Consider the following 17,362-nt stretch of genomic DNA (forward strand, 5'->3'; position numbering starts at 1 on the left):
TTGCTAATGCACTATATAGTACTGGAGCTGCATGACCTTTTGATAAAACAAATCTATCCCTATTTTCATCCTTTGGACTTTCAGGATTAATATTTAGTTCATTAAAAAATAGTGTAGTAACTATGTCTGCTGCTGAAAGTGAACCACCTGGATGACCTGATGCTGATTCTGTTAACATTTCTACTATGTCTTTTCTAATTTGTTTAGAAATTTGGATTAATTCATCTTTATTTTTTTTCATTATATGTCCTCCTAGAAAATTTAAAATAATTATAGACTTTATTTTTCCCTATTTAATTAAGATTATTGTAACACACTTTTTAAGCTTTTGCTATTCTATTTAGTTATTTATGTTAACTTTTTCGTGGTTATATAAGTATTTAGTATATACTATTTGGTGAATATGTTTTCTTTTGTCCAAATAATAATATACTTTCTGTTTTATAACATAATAAAAGGTATTGAAGATTATCCTTCAATACCTTTTTGTTTAATCTAAACTTAAACTAATTAATAAAGCTTTATTTACTTTTTCCATATCACTATCTGTCATATGTCCTATTTTCTCTTTTAATCTTCTCTTATCTAATGTTCTAATTTGTTCAAGTAAAACAACTGAATCTCTATTTAAACCATATTCTTCAGAAGATATTTCCACATGTGTAGGAAGCTTAGCTTTATTAATTTGTGATGTAATAGCAGCAACAATAACAGTTGGGCTATATCTATTACCAATATCATTTTGCATAATGATTACTGGTCTTATTCCACCCTGTTCTGATCCTATTACGGGACTTAAGTCAGCGTAGAATATATCCCCTCTTTTTACTAACATAGTCGTCATTTGAAAAATCACACTCCGCAAAGCCATGTCTCATAATCACTTATTTCGTCAACACACTCTTCAGCTAATTCCAAGTTGATTTGTGACATTTCTATATATCCTCTCTTCATAACTTCTAACATTTGTGAGGAATCAACCTCATTAATATATACTATTAAATTCTCATCAAATAATTTACTATTATTTTTATGTTTCTTATCTTTTTTTAAAACATCATTATCTATTGACTCAAACGACATAATTCGGCCTCCTTAGCTAAGGATTCTATGTATACTAAAATTATATTTCAGTTTATGTCATATTGTCAAAGATAAAATCATATTTTTATACTTTTCTGTTAATTATATACTTATATTTGTTATTTAAAATAGATTTTTGTCTATTTCTTTTAAATAATTGAACTCTTTATAAACTATATCTACTCTACTCTTCCCATCTTTGTCATAAATTCTAGTTACTATAGGAGTCTTATCTTCTTTATTTATATAAATTTTAGCCGATGTCATATGATCATTTATATTAGACAAATTAACTTTTATCTCTAAGTATTTTATATCTCCCCACTCTTCAGATCCTTCATTAATCTCCTCTATATCTCCACATAAAAGATTACTAACGAATGACAAGGGATATAGGGAATCAAAGTCTTTTTCTAATTCATACTTTCCACCCTTATCTTGCATACTTATATAACCATCTTTATAAATTTTAATCCTATCTTGTCCAAATTCAATTCTCATTCCAACATCCTTGCAGTAATATATGTTGGTATCCTCTTTGTACTCACCTTTTGAATTCTTTATCTTGTATTCAGCTTTAGATGTATAAGCTTTAGACTTCTTAATATATTCTATAATTTCTTCATTGGTTGGTGCATAATTATGTCTAAACCCAATAATAGCTATTATAGATATAAAAGGAATAAGTAATAATAGTAATAACAAGACTTTTCTCTCTTTAATTTTGTTCCATAAGTTCTTTTCACTCTTCATATTGCCTCCAAAGTTAATTATTCACTAATACTATTATTAAAACCTTGGAGAAAATATTCTAACTAATGACTGCTTCTTCTATTATTTTAGGTAGTTCTGCTATTATATCTGTAGCAGAAACACTATATTTATCCTTACTAGCTTTATCCCCAGCTAAACCATGTATATAACAAGCTAATATAGCTGCTTTAAATATACTCATACCTTGACCGACAAAAGATGCAATTATTCCAGTAAGGCAATCCCCCATACCTCCAGATGCCATTTTACTATTACCAGTATAATTAATTACAATCTCATCACCATTTGTAATTATTGTATTATACCCCTTCAATACAACTATAACATCATGTTGCAGGGCATAGCTTTTCGCTAAATTTACCCTATCCTTTTCTATTTCTTCTATACTATACCCAGATAACCTACTAAACTCTCCAAGATGAGGTGTTATTACTGATCTATTTTTCACAAAAGATAGTAACTCTTTATGATTGGCAAGTATATTTAAAGCATCAGCATCTAATATTATAGGAACCTCAGTTTCTTTTATGCATCTGTTTAAAATATCATACTTATCATCACTTACGCCTAATCCTGGTCCACATGCAATAACATTACAAGTTTTAAGTAAATTATTAATTCGGTCTTGCTCTTCATAATTAACAGTCATTGCCTCAATTAATTTATTTGATAATACTTTTTGTATATTTAAGTCTGTCAAAAGTGAAACTAATCCAGCCCCGCTTCTTACAGCCGCTTCAGCACAAATATATGCTGCTCCTGAAAAACCAGGACTACCTCCTATTAATAGAACTTTTCCGTAATCTCCTTTATGTCCCCAAACCTTTCTTATGGGAATCATTTTTTTATACTCATACTTATGTAAAAATAAAACTTTCTCGTTAAACTTTTCTTTTACGAAGTCAGGAATTCCTATATATACAACTTTTACTTTCCCTAAATATTCAAAAGCATCATATCTAATAAAACCTATTTTTATATTTTCTATAGTATAAGTTTCATTAGCCTTTATTGCTATTCCTAATACCTCTCCAGAATTACTATCTATTCCAGAAGGAGTGTCTACAGAAATAACGTATTTAGAATATGTATTTATTGATTCTATAACCTTATAAATAACGCCTTCAATCCTTCTATTCAATCCTACACCAAATATAGAATCTACAACAATATCTGATTTTTTTATATCATCTATAAGTGCTTTATTAAAATCACTATCCTTATTAATCTCTTTTATTTCTATATTTAACTTTTTTATAATATTAAGGTTTGTAATAAACTCCTCACCTTTTTTAGTGCCAAAATTTATAATAATAACTTTTACATCTTTACCCAATATAAAAAGCTTCCTTGCTATTACTAATCCATCTCCACCATTATTGCCTATACCACAAAATACAATATATTTATCTCCCTTAGATTTTATTGATTCGAAAATTTTCTCTCCTGCATTCTCCATAAGAACTATACTAGGGATTCCAATAGTATTTATAGTATATTCGTCAATTAACTTAGATGTCTGTCTTGATACCACATACATTAATTATGTCATCTCCTCCCAGATAGCAAAGGCAATTGCATTTTTACTTGTATGAGATATAGATACATGAATTGAAAAATCTTCTTTAATAGAAATAACTTCTTTTACTTTATCACTTATATTTACAATAGGTTGTCCCATCTCATTTCTTAATATTTCTATATCTAACAATCCGAATCCCCTTATTCCAGTTCCTAGTGCCTTGCTAATAGCTTCTTTAGCCGCAAAATTTCCCGCAATAGTTTCTAAATTGTCCTTCCTACTTTTAAAATACTTTCTTTCCTCTTCAGTAAAAACCTTTTCTAAAAACATAGGAGTTCTTTTAACCGCTGTCCCTATTCTATCTACTTGAACTATATCTGTTCCTATACCTCTAATCATTTTCCACCTCCAATCAATATTTTACTATTATTAAAGCATATTAACTATCTTTTTAGATTCTTCAAAATCCTCTACCCATTTATCAACATACTCACCTATAATATCTATTAAATGTATTGGAGATACTTCATTTTTATAAAGCAAGTTAAGTAAACCTTTAACTTTATGGCGTTGAGTTGATATATACTTAACTCCATCTTCTACTCTATTAATAATAGCTCCATCTTTTATATCTACTCTCTCAACCTTTATTCCATATGCTTGTACATTATTAAGGCTTTCCTTAGTAAGACTATAAGTATACTTCATTTCTATATCATCTATTGATCTTGTAATTATAAGTTTTTCTAATACCATATATATTACCTCCTAAGTCTTAAAACAATTATTATTGTTAAGTAGATGTTATCATAACAATTGTTAGAATATTGTCAAACCATGAGGTTCTAATAAAAAAACAATTATTTATTTATTTACATAAAACAACTTTTTAATCACTTCTTCTATTACTATTAACAAGCATAACTTCTTTTTTCCCCAATTAATTAATATATATTGTCGAAAAAAATCCATTCACCTACTAAATATTACACAAATAATAAATTGTAATATATATTTTGTATAAAAAGAAAGAAGAGCGAAAAAGCTCTTCTTTCCTTACCCTAAAATACCATAGTTGAATTTGTATACGTTAACACTTATATTATAAGTATACCATATTTCGTAAGTTATTCAACTATATTTAAAATTTCTTATTCGCCTGTGGCATGGTCCATACTATTTTCCTCTGTACGCCTACCTCCAACGAATTTAAAATCTTCTGCTACTACCTCAGCAAGGTATTTCTTATTACCATCTCTATCTTCATAACTACCAGTTCTCAGTCTTCCACTTAGGCTAATATAACTTCCCTTTTTCATATACTTACATATAACCTCAGCTTTTTTTCCCCATACTGTAACTGGGATTAAATCAGCTTTTCTTGTGCCGTCAGCAGACTTAAAATTTCTATCTACTGCTATAATGAATTTTGTAAATGACTTATCTCCGTTTTCTAATTCTCTTAGTTCAGGATCTCTTATAAGTCTCCCTAATAATACTATTTTATTCATACTAACACCTCCTGAATATTTTCTTTTATAATACTTGACAACTAATTCCATTAATATTCAGCTTATGTCAATATTTTTTTACTCTTCTACCATCTCTGAATGAAATAACTTATATGCTAAAGCTATACACAGATTATCTAATATTGTAACCTCCTAAAAAACAGAAAAGAAACTACTAAATTGTAGCTTCTTAACTAACCTCTTTACCTTTTTCCAATACAGAATTAATTTCTACTCCTAAAATAAATATTATAGCCATTAAAAATAGCCATATCATTAATATAAAGACTGCTGCTAATCCTCCATATAACCGTGAATAGTTTCCAAAGTTATTAATATAAAATGAAAATACTAAAGAAAATATTATCCATCCAAATGTGCTAAACACGGCTCCTGGAATAGTATTTCTCCAGGGAACTCTCTTACATGGAGTATACCTATATATAGTTGCAAAGACTAATATTAATACTACCAATATAACCCCATATCTAACTATGTTCCATATAAAAGCCATTAAGCCGCTTAGCGGTAATAACGCAATTAAATAATCTCCTATTATTTTACCAAAAACCAATAACGTTAAGGTTAATATAATTGTAATCGCAAGAACTATTGTACTTAAATAAGATATAACAGATCTTGTTATATATGATCTTTTATCATTTAGGTTATATGCCTTGTTTATCCCTTTTATAACCGCCCTAAAACCAGAAGAAGCTGTCCAAATTGTTAACAAAACTGATACCCCTAATAATCCTGCATTTTGTGAACTTATTATTTCGCTGACCGTAGATTGAATAAGTTCAAACACACTTGTGGGAAGCAACACACTTATGCCATATAATACTTGCTCTGGATTTGGTTTTATAAACCCTATTAAAGTAATTAAAAAAATCAAAAAAGGAAAAAAGGATAATACCAAATAATATGCTAATTGTGATGCTAAAGAAAATATATCATCTCTTTTTGACTTAACTATTAAATGTATAAACAAATCCATCTTTGACATAGTATATTTTTCTTTTTTCATAATCTCACCATTTCAATTCTTTTATTTTATTCTATTAATACTTTATATATCTTATGTTCTCACTTCAAGAAGTAATTATGTATTTGCAAATAAATTAGGAGAGCATTTCTGCATACTCTCCTAAGATTAGTGTATTATCATCCTTATAATTTTATCACATAGTTTAAATTTTATATACTTGTTTTATTCTTGTATGTACTATAGTATAATTTTCATGTATTATATTAACAATTTTAATAGTTCTAACTAACTGAAAGGTGGTAGTTTTGTGATTTATACATTAGAAAATTCTAATATAAGTATAACAGCAAGCACTTATGGTGGAGAAATCCATTCTTTAAAAAGCAAAAAAGATAATACTGAATACTTATGGAATGGTAATCCAGAATATTGGAAGTATCATGCTCCTATACTATTTCCTATAGTAGGTAAGGTTAAAGATCTTAAGTACAGAGTTGACGGAAAAACTTATGAGTTACCTCAACATGGTCTAGCTAGAATATCTGAGTTTAATCTACTAACTCAAAATAAAGAATCAATAACTTTTGAATTAGTATACTCAGATGATACATTAAAAGTCTATCCATTTAAGTTCTCTTTACAAATAACTTATACTCTATTAGAAAATGGAGTTAAAGTAACTTATACAGTTAACAATTTAGATGATAAAAATATTCTTTTCTCTATAGGATCTCACCCAGCATTTATGTGCCCTATAGAAGAAGGACTTTCATTAAATGATTATTACTTTAAATTTAACGAAAAAGAAAATGCTCCTATTATGTTATTAAACTCTCATGGATTATTTACTGGAAAAACAGAAGATTTCTTAGATAACTCAAATATAATTCCTTTATCTAAGGAATTATTTAAAAATGATGCTCTAGTTTTTAACAACTTGAAATCAAATAAAATATCTATAGAATCAAAAAAAGGTACTAAATCTTTAACTTTAGACTTTACTGGATTTCCTGATCTTGGTCTATGGGCTCCTGCAACAGGTGCTCCTTTTGTATGTATCGAACCTTGGTATGGTCATGCCGACTTTGCTGACTTTGAAGGCGAATTCAAGGATAAAGAGGGAGTTATATCTCTAGAAGTAAATGGAAAGTTTGAATGTAGCTTTATAGTAACAATATAGTTAAAAGAGAGTGGAAATCCACTCTCTTTTACCTTTTTATTATATTCCATTGACTAGGTAGTAACTCCGAATAAGTTCTACTTAAATATCTATCATCTATTAATAATATTCTTCCTCTATCATCTTCAGTCCTTATCACTCTACCCACAGCCTGCATTACTTTATTTATTCCGGGATATATATATGAGAAGGCATCTCCATCGCTATTATAATATTCCTTTATCAATTCCCTTTCTAAACTTATCTTAGGGTACCCCACTCCAACTATAACTGCTCCAATTAATTTTTCTCCAGGAAGGTCTACACCTTCTGAGAAACTCCCCCCCATTACACATAGGGCAATATTATTTCTACCACCTGAAAATTCATTTAAAAACTTTTCTTTTGACTCTTCATCCATGTCTCCAGATTGAATCATTAATCTATCTAAACTTATACATTCCTTTAAAAAATCATAGGCCTTATACATATATTCATAAGAAGGAAAGAAAACCATATAATTTCCCTCCACCTCTCTTACAAACCTATTTATTTCATTGCATATACTAGGAAGAGTACGATCTCTTTGTTTATATCTTGTATTCCCAGCATATAAATATACTTCTAAGTTTTCTTTAGGAAATGGTGAGCTTAATCTTATTCTATAATCATCACTACTTCCCCCTAGGGATTTAATAAAATAGTGAAACGGTTCTAAGGTTGCTGAAAAAAATATACTTGCTTTAACTTTATCCACAATTCCTTTTATTTTTTCAGAAGGATTTACACAATATATGCACAATTCCACATCATCATTTTTTAATTCTACATAAGTAAAGTATTCCTCTCCATATAATTCTGATATGGTTAAAAACTTACTACAATCAAAATATAACTCTAATAAATCTTCATTAAAGGAATATTTATCTCCCTGGGTTAAAAACTCATCAGCTTCCTTCATAAGGTTTCTTAATAACTTATATATTTCTTTAGGCTCATCCTTTGTGTAATAATATCCTTTGTCTTCTGATTCACATATCCTTTTTTCTTCTATAAAAAAACTGTTTATTTTATTTAAAGCTTTATACAATGTAGGACACTTTCCTTTAGTCTCTTTTCTTAATTGCATAAACTTACTTTTTAGTAATCTTGCAGTATACATATCTCTTCCCCTATCTACAAGATTATGAGATTCATCGATTAATAAGATATTATCTTTCCCAGCTTCATCTAGAACTCTTCTTAAATACACCCTTGGATCAAATATATAATTATAATCACATATTACTCCATCGCTCCAGTTTATAAGATCTAAAGCTAGTTCAAATGGACATACTTTATACTTTTCTCCAAATTCACAAAGTATTTCCCTGGAAATTGAATATTCACTCATTAATATAGAATATATAACATTTTTCACCTTATCATAATATCCTCTAGCATAAATACAATCATCAGGATTACAACTAACTTTATCATTAATACATATTTTATCCTTAGCAACTAATGTTACTGTCCTATAAATTAAGCCCTTATCTCTAAGTTTCTCTAAGGTTTCTTCTGCAACCTTTCTATTAACATTCTTTGCTGTAAGATAAAAAATTCTTTCCCCAAGTCCTTCCCCAACAGCTTTAATTGCAGGAAAAATTGTAGATACAGTTTTCCCTATTCCTGTAGGTGCTTGTGCAAAAATTTTATTACCTTCTTTTATGGTACTATACCAAGACTTTGCTAATTCCAATTGCCCTTTTCTATACTTAGTAAATGGGAACTGTAAGTTCTTTATGCTCTCATTTCTTTTTTTCTTATGACTATAATCAAGTTCTGCATATTGATGATATAACTTCACCATACTCATGAGAAAATCATATAATTCTTTAATTGAGTAGTTTTTCCTGAAGGACTTTACCTCATTAGTATCAAGATTATAATAGCTTAGCTGTACATATATGTTATCCATATCACGCTCTTTGCATAGCATATATCCATATAGTTTTGCTTGAGCCCAATGCAACACATTATAATCTTCCTCTATCTCATACAAAGGCTTATATGTAGATTTTATCTCCTCTACTATTACATCGTTACCTTCAGTAATAATTCCATCGCATCTTCCTTCTAAATCAAGAATAAATATATCCATGTCAATATTAAGTTTTAAATATACTTCTTTCTCGTAATTTTTATATACTTCAGCATTACTTTTCTGAAGTTTTTGATGAGCTTTTACTCCTTCAATAGCTCTTGCATTAGAAGTAAATCTATTATCTAGACTTCCAGAACTTAAAACAAGTTCTACAAATTCTCGTACAGATTTCTTCAGTACTCTAACCTGCATACAATCAACTCTTCTATCTTTATTATTATTTATAATTTCCTAAAGAATAAAAAAAGGAGAAATATAATTCTCCTATTCTGCATCGTATTCTGTTGCTATCTTTTGAACTAGCTTCTTTATAACGCTAGCTTGTGCTATTAATGATATTACTAATATGAATACTCTAATTCTATCTTCATCTTTCTCTTGAAGCTCAAAATTCCTCATTATTTCATCAAGCTTTTCCTCATCTCCTATTGGATTAGATAAGAATGAATCATAGCTTTCTTTTTGAATCTCTACGAATATCTTATAAGCTGTTTCCCATGAAATTATATCATCATTTCTATCATTTATTTCATTAAAAGCTAAACTAAATACCTTTTTTATTTCTTCTGTCGTTAATACAGGCCTCATATAACTTAATAAAACTAATTGCACTAAATGTAACTTAGTATATCCTCTTTTTTTACCATCCTCAGGTTTAGTAATAACTTCACTCTTTATATAGTTTTGAACGATGTTATTTGTATATTTATCCTCAGTAAACTTATCATTAAGAAAGTCAATTACTTGAGATAAAAATAAATCATATTGTGGTAAATCATTGTATGATATTAAACTATTTTTAGACATCTCTTCTGCCAGAGTCTTTATATAATCTGAATCTATCTTTTTATTCATACTTACTTCCACCTTTAACTTTTATTCTCCAAATATATTATATAGTATGCAAAAACTTATTACAAGTTACTTTTAGCATTATAATATATATTTTTAGTATTTTCATAACTTATGAATTTAATTCATATTATTGTTATTATTCTTTCGACATTATATTATATTAATTCAGCATATTTGACAATTATTAATTAACATTTTTTGTTTATTTTTTTCTCTTTTTTTTTCAATTTTAATTATACGTTTTCTTATTAGTCTCTAAAGGCAAGAGGACAAGCCGTTTGTAAGAAAAATATTTATTTTCATTTTTTAATTGTAAAGTATTGACAATTTATTTTTATGGTAGTATATTCTATTTATAACATACTTTTAGATAGAATTTTGTAATTTATGAAAATAATTTTGATTTTTTGGTTGACTTTAAATTACAATTTTGGTAACATAACATAGTAAAATGTCGAAAGATGCGAAATTAAGGAGGAAAACTTTTATGAAATCAACAGGTGTAGTAAGAAGAGTAGATGAACTAGGAAGAATAGTAATTCCTATAGAATTAAGAAGAACATTAGATATAGCTGAAAAAGACGCTTTAGAAATATACGTTGACGGTGAACAAATTATATTAAAGAAATATGAACCAGCTTGTATTTTCTGTGGCGATGCTAGAGATGTTATAAACTATAAAGGTAAAAACATCTGTAAAAAGTGTTTAGAAGAAATAAGAAACAATAAGTAATAATATAGAGAGATTTCCCCAAAATCTCTCGTTTAGAAAGACCTCTATCCCCAGAGGTCTTTTTTAACGTCTAAGAAAGTGTGAACTTTTTGAGTAGCAAAGCCTTATAGATATAGAACTTCAGTGGTAAAAATATGTTAAGACGTTAAAAATAAAAATTATACTGCCACCACAGAACACCAAAAACAAGTTTTGGAACCTGTGGTATGACTGAAAAAAGTGGCTTCTTCGCTAAAGCGTGGCGAAGCCACTTTTTTATTTAAATATCTGTGGAATACTTATATATCTCTCCCTTAGGAACATTTCTATCTTTAGCAACTAACTTAATTGCATCCTTTTTACTAGAACCATTTTCTATGTAGTATAATATATGCTCTCTTATAGTTAGTTTCTCCCACTTCTTTCTATTCTCTTCCTCTATCATTTCTTGCTGTTTACCCTGAATAACTAAAACGAATTCTCCCTTTATAGTTCTTTCTTCAAAGGTCTTAATAACCTCATCTATACTTCCTCTAACTATCTCTTCATGTAATTTTGTCAATTCTCTACATACAGCTATCTTTCTATTACCCAAGTTATTATATATTAACTCTAACGTTGATAATAACCTATGTGGAGATTCATATATTATTATGGATTCCTTAACATCTTTTATCTCTTCAAGAAGTATTTTTCGTTCTTTAGTTTCTCTTGGAATGAACCCTCTAAAAATAAACTTAGTTGTATCTAGCCCTGAATAAACTAATGCAGTTGTTATTGCCGTAGCTCCTGGTAACACTTCAAATGGAATTTGTTTTTCAATGCACCTACTTACAATAACAGCTCCTGGATCAGATATTCCAGGCGTTCCTGCATCTGTAACTAAGGCTATATTCTCTCCTCTTTCTAATCTATCTATAATTTCTTCACTTTTTCCTTGTTCATTATGTTGATGATAACTAATTAAGGATTTCTTTATTTCAAAATGATTCAATAACTTTAATGATTGTCTAGTATCTTCTGCCGCTATAATATCTACAGATTTTAATACCTCTAAAGCTCTTAAGGTTATATCCTTTAAATTCCCTATTGGTGTAGGAACTAAAAAAAGCTTTCCTATTGTCATTACAATTCACTCCTTCCGTAAATTCTATTTATCTCATCACTATATTCACCATTATCATTGTATACATATAATGATTCTTCCCATTTTAAAAAGCTTCCACCATCCCTTTGCCCTTCAATAAGAACAATATTAGGTGCCTTTTTAGTATTAGGATGAACCATCCTTACTCTCTTTGGCTCTATCTTATACTTTCTCATTAAAACCATTATATCTGCTAATCTTTCTGGTCTATGTACCATATACATCCTTCCATTATCTTTAAGCAATGTCCTAGCAGCCTTAATAACATCTTCTAAAGTACACGCTACTTCATGTCTAGCTATAGCTAACTTGTCTGATGGATTTACTATACCACCGTTATTAATCTTATAGGGAGGATTTACTGTTAACACATCAAATCTTCCAATACTCTTTAAGAAGTCTATATCTTTAAGATCTCTATTATATACTTTTATTTTACCTTCTAATGAATTTAACTTTACACTTCTCTCTGCCATATCAGCTATATCATTTTGTATTTCTAAAGCTGCAACTTCTTCTGGATTATATTTTCCCATTAATAAAAAAGGAATTATACCAGTTCCTGAACATAAATCTATAACTCTATGTTTACTCTTTACTCTTGAAAAATCAGATAATAAAACAGCATCAACACCAAATCTAAAAGCATCTTTCTTTTGAATTAGTTTTAATCCTTTTAATTGTAAATCATCTATGGACTCATCACTTAACACAAGTTTATCTAAATCACTCATCTTAAAACCTCTCTAAAAAAATATCCATATCATTATACATTAATATCAATTTATTCACAAACTAAATTGATAAAGCTGTATTTTAACTATAAACTCTTAACTTTTACATTCTTATGTCTACAAAACAGGTGTTAGGAATATTTACTTTGCTTGTTCCATCGTTACGCTCCAAGTCACATCAAAACAAATATTCTACCGCTCATACTAAAGGTAAGGAAATTATAAAATTATTATCCTTGATTTTATATTTTTTTAATATGAAATTGTAATAATACCTTTGATTTATTACTGATTAAAATTTTATACTTTCCTAGCCATCAAAAAAAGAGAGCAAAACTTTGCCCTCTTTCATACTAATTCAATATTCTTCTAGCTCTCCAGAAACCATACATAGGTATAACTTCTACACTCTTACCTGGTTTAGGTGAATGTATCATCTTACCATCACCTACATAAATACCTACATGGTCAGCATGTGGGAATACTAAGTCTCCAGGTTGTAATTCAGATCTAGAAACTTCCCTTCCTGCATATATTTGATTTTTTGTAGTTCTACCTATATTTACCCCTGCTGCATTTCTATAAACATAAGATGTAAATCCAGAACAGTCAAAGGAATTAGGTCCAGTAGCACCCCAAACATAAGGCTTTCCAATATGCTTGTACGCTTCATTTAATATAGCTGATGCACTACCAGTTACAGTAGAACCATTTCCTCTATTAGGTGCATTAGCTGCAGCTTCTTCTGCTTTTTTCTTCTCAATTAGCTTCTTAGCATTTTCTATTGCGTCTACTACCTCAGAATCTACTATAGGGCTCTTAAGTTGTCCCTTTCTTAAAGCTCTTAATTGAAAAACTGCATTTTCTAAGCTTTGTCTTGAATTACTAGAATCATAACAAATATTAACCAAGCCCTTTACTATTTCTCTTTCAAGGTCTGCTAAGTAAAGTCTATCAAACTCTTTTTGTTCACTTTCTGCTTGATCTATTAACACTTGTTGCTCATCTTTTTTAGCTTCAAAATCTTGTAGTTTCTTTTGTATATCCTCATTTATCTTCTTTATCTCTTCGCCCTTAACTTCTAAAGACTTAACCTTTTCATCAAGTTGTTCTTGCTTTTCTAATAACTCCTCAACAACTTGTTGATCAAGTTTAACTAATCTAGAAGCAGAATCTATCTTAGTTATTAAATCACTAAAGCTTTCTGCTGAGAAAATTAGTGATATGTAGCTAGTTTGTCCACCTGACTTATATAACTCTCTTAATCTTTTACCTAATAGTTCTTCTTGGCCAGCTATATCTTCTTCTGCTTGCTCTATTTCTTTATTTGCATTATCTATTTCTCTATTTATATTTGAAATTTCATTCTTATTACTATTTATCTTCTCTACTAATGGAACTATTTGATTATCTAAAACTTGAATTTGTCTATCGATTTCATTAATTTTTTTAGTTAATTCTTCATACTTCTGTCTAGCTTCCTGTACTTGTCCATTATCAGGAGTAGCACTTACTGCCATAGGCGGTACTATTAATGTAATCGCCATTATACCCGCAACAATTGCAGATAAAACCTTTTTTTTCATTATATGTGGTCGTTTTGACCATCCCTCCCCCCGTATTTTGTTATATTATTTAGAATCACATTTTTTATTATAACATTTCCCTTCACTTGAAACAACGGTAAATGCTTCTAACGACATATTTATACACATAATTATCTGCTAAATACTTTACTTAATATCAATATTCTTCTATATGCACCTAATATTATTTCTTATACTAATATAAAACTTATATTTGACAATATAATAGTATATATATATAATAATATATGTGCTACGGGGTGTGGCGCAGATGGGAGCGCGCGTGGTTTGGGACCATGAGGTCGCAGGTTCGATCCCTGTCACCCCGACCAAATAAAAAAAGCAGACATATGTCTGCTTTTTTTATTTTACTTAATATCTTCTTTATATTCCTCGTCCATACTAGCGGCCTTACATAACGCATACGCCATAACTAAAGTAAATACATAAATACAAATTCCCATAAAAATCATAATACTATCTCCCTTTAAATAACTTATTTAAATAGTATCTGTTAATCCTTTAAATTTATACATTATAATATATGCCTTTAACAAAGTTTTCATTATGTATTTATGTATGAACTAAATAAATATTTTCTACATACTTATTTAATAGGTTAACACCACTTCTGCATCTTTAGTAATACTCTCCTCATATCCTTTGTCATGAGTCTTCATTGCTTAATGAGATAAAAAATAATCTTAATGATTACATATAAATTGTATTATAACTTTTGGGACTAGAGGCGCCTTTAGTTTAATACTTAATTTTCTATAAACATGGGATCATTTTCTCTTTCGTATTCTTCTATAGTTTTTCCTGTATCTTTCATTCTGAACACACCGTTCTGCTTATAGTTTAATTTAAAATGTTTCCATAAAAAGATATAAATACATATTTATATGTTTTTATATTTATATATTCTTATATTTATATCTATGATATTTAAAATATTTAAGTTATTATATAATTATATTTACATACAAGAGGTGAGCAATGTTTACTAATATAAAAGGAGCCATATTTGATTTGGATGGAACTTTAGTTGATTCTATGTGGATATGGGAGCAAATAGATATAGATTACTTGAATGAAAAAGGATATGAAATGCCTCAAAATTTAAAAGATGAAATAAATCATTTAAGTTTTCAAGAAACAGCTGTTTATTTTAAAAATAGATTTCATCTAACTGATTCATTAGATGAAATAATGGATACATGGCATAATATGGCTTATAAACATTATTTAGAAGATGTCTACTTAAAAGAAGGTGTATTAGAATTACTTACACACCTAAAAGATAAGGGTATAAAAATTGGACTAGCTACAAGCAATTCCTATCCTCTATTAGAAGCCGTATTAAAAAAGAGAGATATTTATAATCTTTTTGATGCAATAGTTACAACAGAAGAAGCAAAAAAAAGCAAGTCTAATCCTGATGTATATTTAATGGCCGCCACTAGACTTGATGTAAAGCCATCAGAGTGTATTGTCTTTGAAGATATAATAGAAGCTGTTAGAGGAGCTAAATTAGCCAATATGAAAGTCATAGCAGTATATGATAAAGCAGCAGCGTATCAAAAACAGGATTTAATAGAGACTGCTGACAAATATATAATGAACTTTAAAGAATTATTATAAAAAGAAGCCCTATGCATTAGGGCTTCTTCAATTATTTTCTATCTACTCCATACTTGCTTTCTAATTCAAGTACCATATCAACATATTTCTTTTGTTGTGCTTGTTGCATTAATTGATTAGCTACCATATCTTTAACTTCATCAAAAGACTTTTCTTTAGGTTCATTCTTTTTCTCAACTAATATTAAGTGATATCCAAATTGAGTTTGCACTGGATCAGTTACCTTACCCACTTCAGAAGAAAAAGCCATATTTTCAAATTCTGGCACCATCATCCCTCTTCCAAATTCACCTAGGTTTCCACCTTCTTCTTTTGAAGGACATGAAGAATATTTAGCTGCAGCATCTTCAAAAGATATCGAACCATTATCTATCTCTTCCTTTATTTTCTTAGCTGCCTCTTCACTTTCAACTAAAATATGTTTAGCTGATACTGTTTCTTTATCCATAAATTGTTCTTTATTATCTTCATAGAATTTCTTAACTTCTTCTTCTGTAACAGTTACATCAGAAAGAATCTTTTGAACTGACATTTGAGTTAAAAGTTCTTTTGCTAGGCTATTTAATGTATTTTTATACTCATCAGTATTATCTAATCCTATTTCATTACCAAACTTATTAAATAATTCAAAAGCTATAGTTTGTTCTAATAACTCTTTTCTACCTCTTTCTGTATTTAAATACATTCTTCTATCTTCTGGATACTTATTTATTATATCCTCTAAATCTTTTTGTGTAATTTCATTTCCTGCAACTACTGCTAATACCTTATTTTCCATCATTCGTCTCCTTTATTAAAAATTTAGGGTTAATTACATTTTATCAGTATTATTTGTTTATAACAACTTAATTATTTATACTCCTAACATTCTTCTTGATAAATAATAATTATTATTATATAATATATTTTAATTAAATGGAGGTAGATAAATATGTTAAAAATAGGTGAATTAGCCCCAGATTTTGAACTTATGGGATCTGATAATAAGCAACATAAACTTAGTGAGTATAGAGGTAAAAAAGTTATTCTTTATTTTTATCCAAAGGACAATACTCCTGGTTGTACAACTGAAGCCTGTGACTTTAGGGATAACCATACTATAATTAATGATAAAAATGCTATAGTTATAGGAATTAGTAAAGACACATTAGCTGCTCATGATAAATTTATTAAGAAATTTGAATTGCCTTTTATTCTTTTAAGTGATGAAGAAAAAGTAGTATGCTCATTATATGACGTTATAAAGGAAAAGAATATGTATGGAAAAAAGGTACTAGGAATTGAAAGAAGTACATTTATAATTGATGAGAATGGTATCTTAACCCATGAATTTAGAAAAGTAAAAGTAAAAGGACATATAGAATCTATTTTAGAAATTTTATAGAAATAAAAAAGCACTAACATTTGTTAGTGCTTTTTCCTGGTGGCTCGACCAGGAATCGAACCAGGGACACGAGGATTTTCAGTCCTCTGCTCTACCGACTGAGCTATCGAGCCA

General features: G+C 28.8%; 18 protein-coding genes, 2 tRNA genes and 1 pseudogene. 5 read left to right on the forward strand and 16 right to left on the reverse strand.

The window, feature by feature from the left end:
- From I4V16_RS16825 to I4V16_RS16865, 9 genes and pseudogenes are all read right to left on the reverse strand, one after another.
- Positions 1-241, reverse strand: a pseudogene (locus I4V16_RS16825) (transketolase); the annotation flags it as partial.
- Positions 242-490: 249 nt separating this feature from the next.
- Positions 491-844 (reverse strand): type II toxin-antitoxin system PemK/MazF family toxin, encoded by a 354-nt coding sequence (locus tag I4V16_RS16830; protein WP_027099169.1) that lies wholly within the window; start codon positions 842-844, stop codon positions 491-493.
- Positions 845-852: 8 nt separating this feature from the next.
- Entirely contained in the window at positions 853-1,083 is a 231-nt protein-coding gene (locus I4V16_RS16835; RefSeq protein WP_049177494.1) for a hypothetical protein, read from the reverse strand.
- Between the two features lie 123 nt (positions 1,084-1,206).
- The gene (locus I4V16_RS16840; RefSeq protein ID WP_099329304.1) at positions 1,207-1,836 is read right to left on the reverse strand and encodes a germination lipoprotein GerS-related protein; all 630 of its coding nucleotides are present in this window, start codon (positions 1,834-1,836) and stop codon (positions 1,207-1,209) included.
- 58 nt (positions 1,837-1,894) lie between these two features.
- The gene (locus tag I4V16_RS16845) at positions 1,895-3,397 is read right to left on the reverse strand and encodes an NAD(P)H-hydrate dehydratase (protein WP_049177496.1); all 1,503 of its coding nucleotides are present in this window, start codon (positions 3,395-3,397) and stop codon (positions 1,895-1,897) included.
- A 3-nt stretch (positions 3,398-3,400) separates the two neighbouring features.
- Entirely contained in the window at positions 3,401-3,778 is a 378-nt protein-coding gene (gene acpS / locus I4V16_RS16850; RefSeq protein ID WP_049177498.1) for a holo-ACP synthase, read from the reverse strand.
- A 30-nt stretch (positions 3,779-3,808) separates the two neighbouring features.
- Positions 3,809-4,135, reverse strand: coding sequence for a DUF6514 family protein (locus I4V16_RS16855; protein ID WP_049177500.1), 327 nt, complete (start codon positions 4,133-4,135; stop codon positions 3,809-3,811).
- Between the two features lie 395 nt (positions 4,136-4,530).
- The gene (locus tag I4V16_RS16860; protein WP_049177501.1) at positions 4,531-4,890 is read right to left on the reverse strand and encodes a single-stranded DNA-binding protein; all 360 of its coding nucleotides are present in this window, start codon (positions 4,888-4,890) and stop codon (positions 4,531-4,533) included.
- A gap of 190 nt (positions 4,891-5,080) precedes the next feature.
- Entirely contained in the window at positions 5,081-5,920 is an 840-nt protein-coding gene (locus I4V16_RS16865; RefSeq protein ID WP_049177502.1) for a YihY/virulence factor BrkB family protein, read from the reverse strand.
- A gap of 268 nt (positions 5,921-6,188) precedes the next feature.
- Between I4V16_RS16865 and I4V16_RS16870 the strand changes: the two genes are divergently transcribed.
- Entirely contained in the window at positions 6,189-7,061 is an 873-nt protein-coding gene (locus tag I4V16_RS16870; protein ID WP_049177503.1) for an aldose 1-epimerase family protein, read from the forward strand.
- A 28-nt stretch (positions 7,062-7,089) separates the two neighbouring features.
- On the opposite strand, the gene I4V16_RS16875 is transcribed toward I4V16_RS16870, so the two are convergent.
- Together I4V16_RS16875 and I4V16_RS16880 are read right to left on the reverse strand one after the other, a co-directional pair.
- The gene (locus I4V16_RS16875; RefSeq protein ID WP_195966938.1) at positions 7,090-9,378 is read right to left on the reverse strand and encodes an ATP-dependent DNA helicase; all 2,289 of its coding nucleotides are present in this window, start codon (positions 9,376-9,378) and stop codon (positions 7,090-7,092) included.
- Between the two features lie 72 nt (positions 9,379-9,450).
- Positions 9,451-10,041, reverse strand: a complete 591-nt coding sequence (locus I4V16_RS16880; protein WP_049177505.1) for a DUF1836 domain-containing protein — start codon at positions 10,039-10,041, stop codon at positions 9,451-9,453.
- A 487-nt stretch (positions 10,042-10,528) separates the two neighbouring features.
- On the opposite strand from I4V16_RS16880, the gene I4V16_RS16885 reads away from it, so the two are divergent.
- On the forward strand, positions 10,529-10,774 hold the full coding sequence (locus I4V16_RS16885) for an AbrB/MazE/SpoVT family DNA-binding domain-containing protein (protein ID WP_027099158.1): 246 nt from the start codon (positions 10,529-10,531) through the stop codon (positions 10,772-10,774).
- Between the two features lie 259 nt (positions 10,775-11,033).
- On the opposite strand, the gene rsmI is transcribed toward I4V16_RS16885, so the two are convergent.
- The 3 genes from rsmI to I4V16_RS16900 all read right to left on the reverse strand — a co-directional run bounded on the left by rsmI (position 11,034) and on the right by I4V16_RS16900 (position 14,220).
- The gene (rsmI, locus tag I4V16_RS16890) at positions 11,034-11,879 is read right to left on the reverse strand and encodes a 16S rRNA (cytidine(1402)-2'-O)-methyltransferase (protein ID WP_049177506.1); all 846 of its coding nucleotides are present in this window, start codon (positions 11,877-11,879) and stop codon (positions 11,034-11,036) included.
- Positions 11,879-12,634 (reverse strand): tRNA1(Val) (adenine(37)-N6)-methyltransferase, encoded by a 756-nt coding sequence (locus tag I4V16_RS16895; protein ID WP_049177507.1) that lies wholly within the window; start codon positions 12,632-12,634, stop codon positions 11,879-11,881. The genes rsmI and I4V16_RS16895 overlap by 1 nt, the downstream gene beginning before the upstream one ends.
- A 353-nt stretch (positions 12,635-12,987) precedes the next feature.
- Positions 12,988-14,220 (reverse strand): C40 family peptidase, encoded by a 1,233-nt coding sequence (locus I4V16_RS16900; RefSeq protein ID WP_049179315.1) that lies wholly within the window; start codon positions 14,218-14,220, stop codon positions 12,988-12,990.
- A gap of 256 nt (positions 14,221-14,476) precedes the next feature.
- On the opposite strand from I4V16_RS16900, the gene I4V16_RS16905 reads away from it, so the two are divergent.
- Both I4V16_RS16905 and I4V16_RS16910 read left to right on the forward strand, forming a co-directional pair.
- Positions 14,477-14,552: transfer RNA gene (locus I4V16_RS16905), tRNA-Pro, on the forward strand.
- A 667-nt stretch (positions 14,553-15,219) separates the two neighbouring features.
- Entirely contained in the window at positions 15,220-15,864 is a 645-nt protein-coding gene (locus tag I4V16_RS16910; RefSeq protein ID WP_111937441.1) for an HAD family phosphatase, read from the forward strand.
- A gap of 31 nt (positions 15,865-15,895) precedes the next feature.
- Here I4V16_RS16910 and I4V16_RS16915 read toward each other — a convergent pair whose 3' ends face one another.
- Positions 15,896-16,642: a peptidylprolyl isomerase gene (locus tag I4V16_RS16915; protein WP_049179218.1), complete on the reverse strand. Its 747-nt coding sequence runs from the start codon at positions 16,640-16,642 to the stop codon at positions 15,896-15,898.
- Positions 16,643-16,795: 153 nt separating this feature from the next.
- Here I4V16_RS16915 and bcp point away from each other — a divergent pair, with 153 nt between their 5' ends.
- Positions 16,796-17,248 (forward strand): thioredoxin-dependent thiol peroxidase, encoded by a 453-nt coding sequence (gene bcp, locus I4V16_RS16920; protein ID WP_049179219.1) that lies wholly within the window; start codon positions 16,796-16,798, stop codon positions 17,246-17,248.
- A 37-nt stretch (positions 17,249-17,285) separates the two neighbouring features.
- Here the strand turns inward: bcp and I4V16_RS16925 are convergent.
- Positions 17,286-17,361: transfer RNA gene (locus I4V16_RS16925), tRNA-Phe, on the reverse strand.
- Position 17,362 lies beyond the last annotated feature (1 nt).

Source organism: Clostridium sp. 1001283B150210_160208_E6 (assembly GCF_015669365.1).
GTDB classification, from domain to species: domain Bacteria; phylum Bacillota; class Clostridia; order Clostridiales; family Clostridiaceae; genus Clostridium; species Clostridium paraputrificum.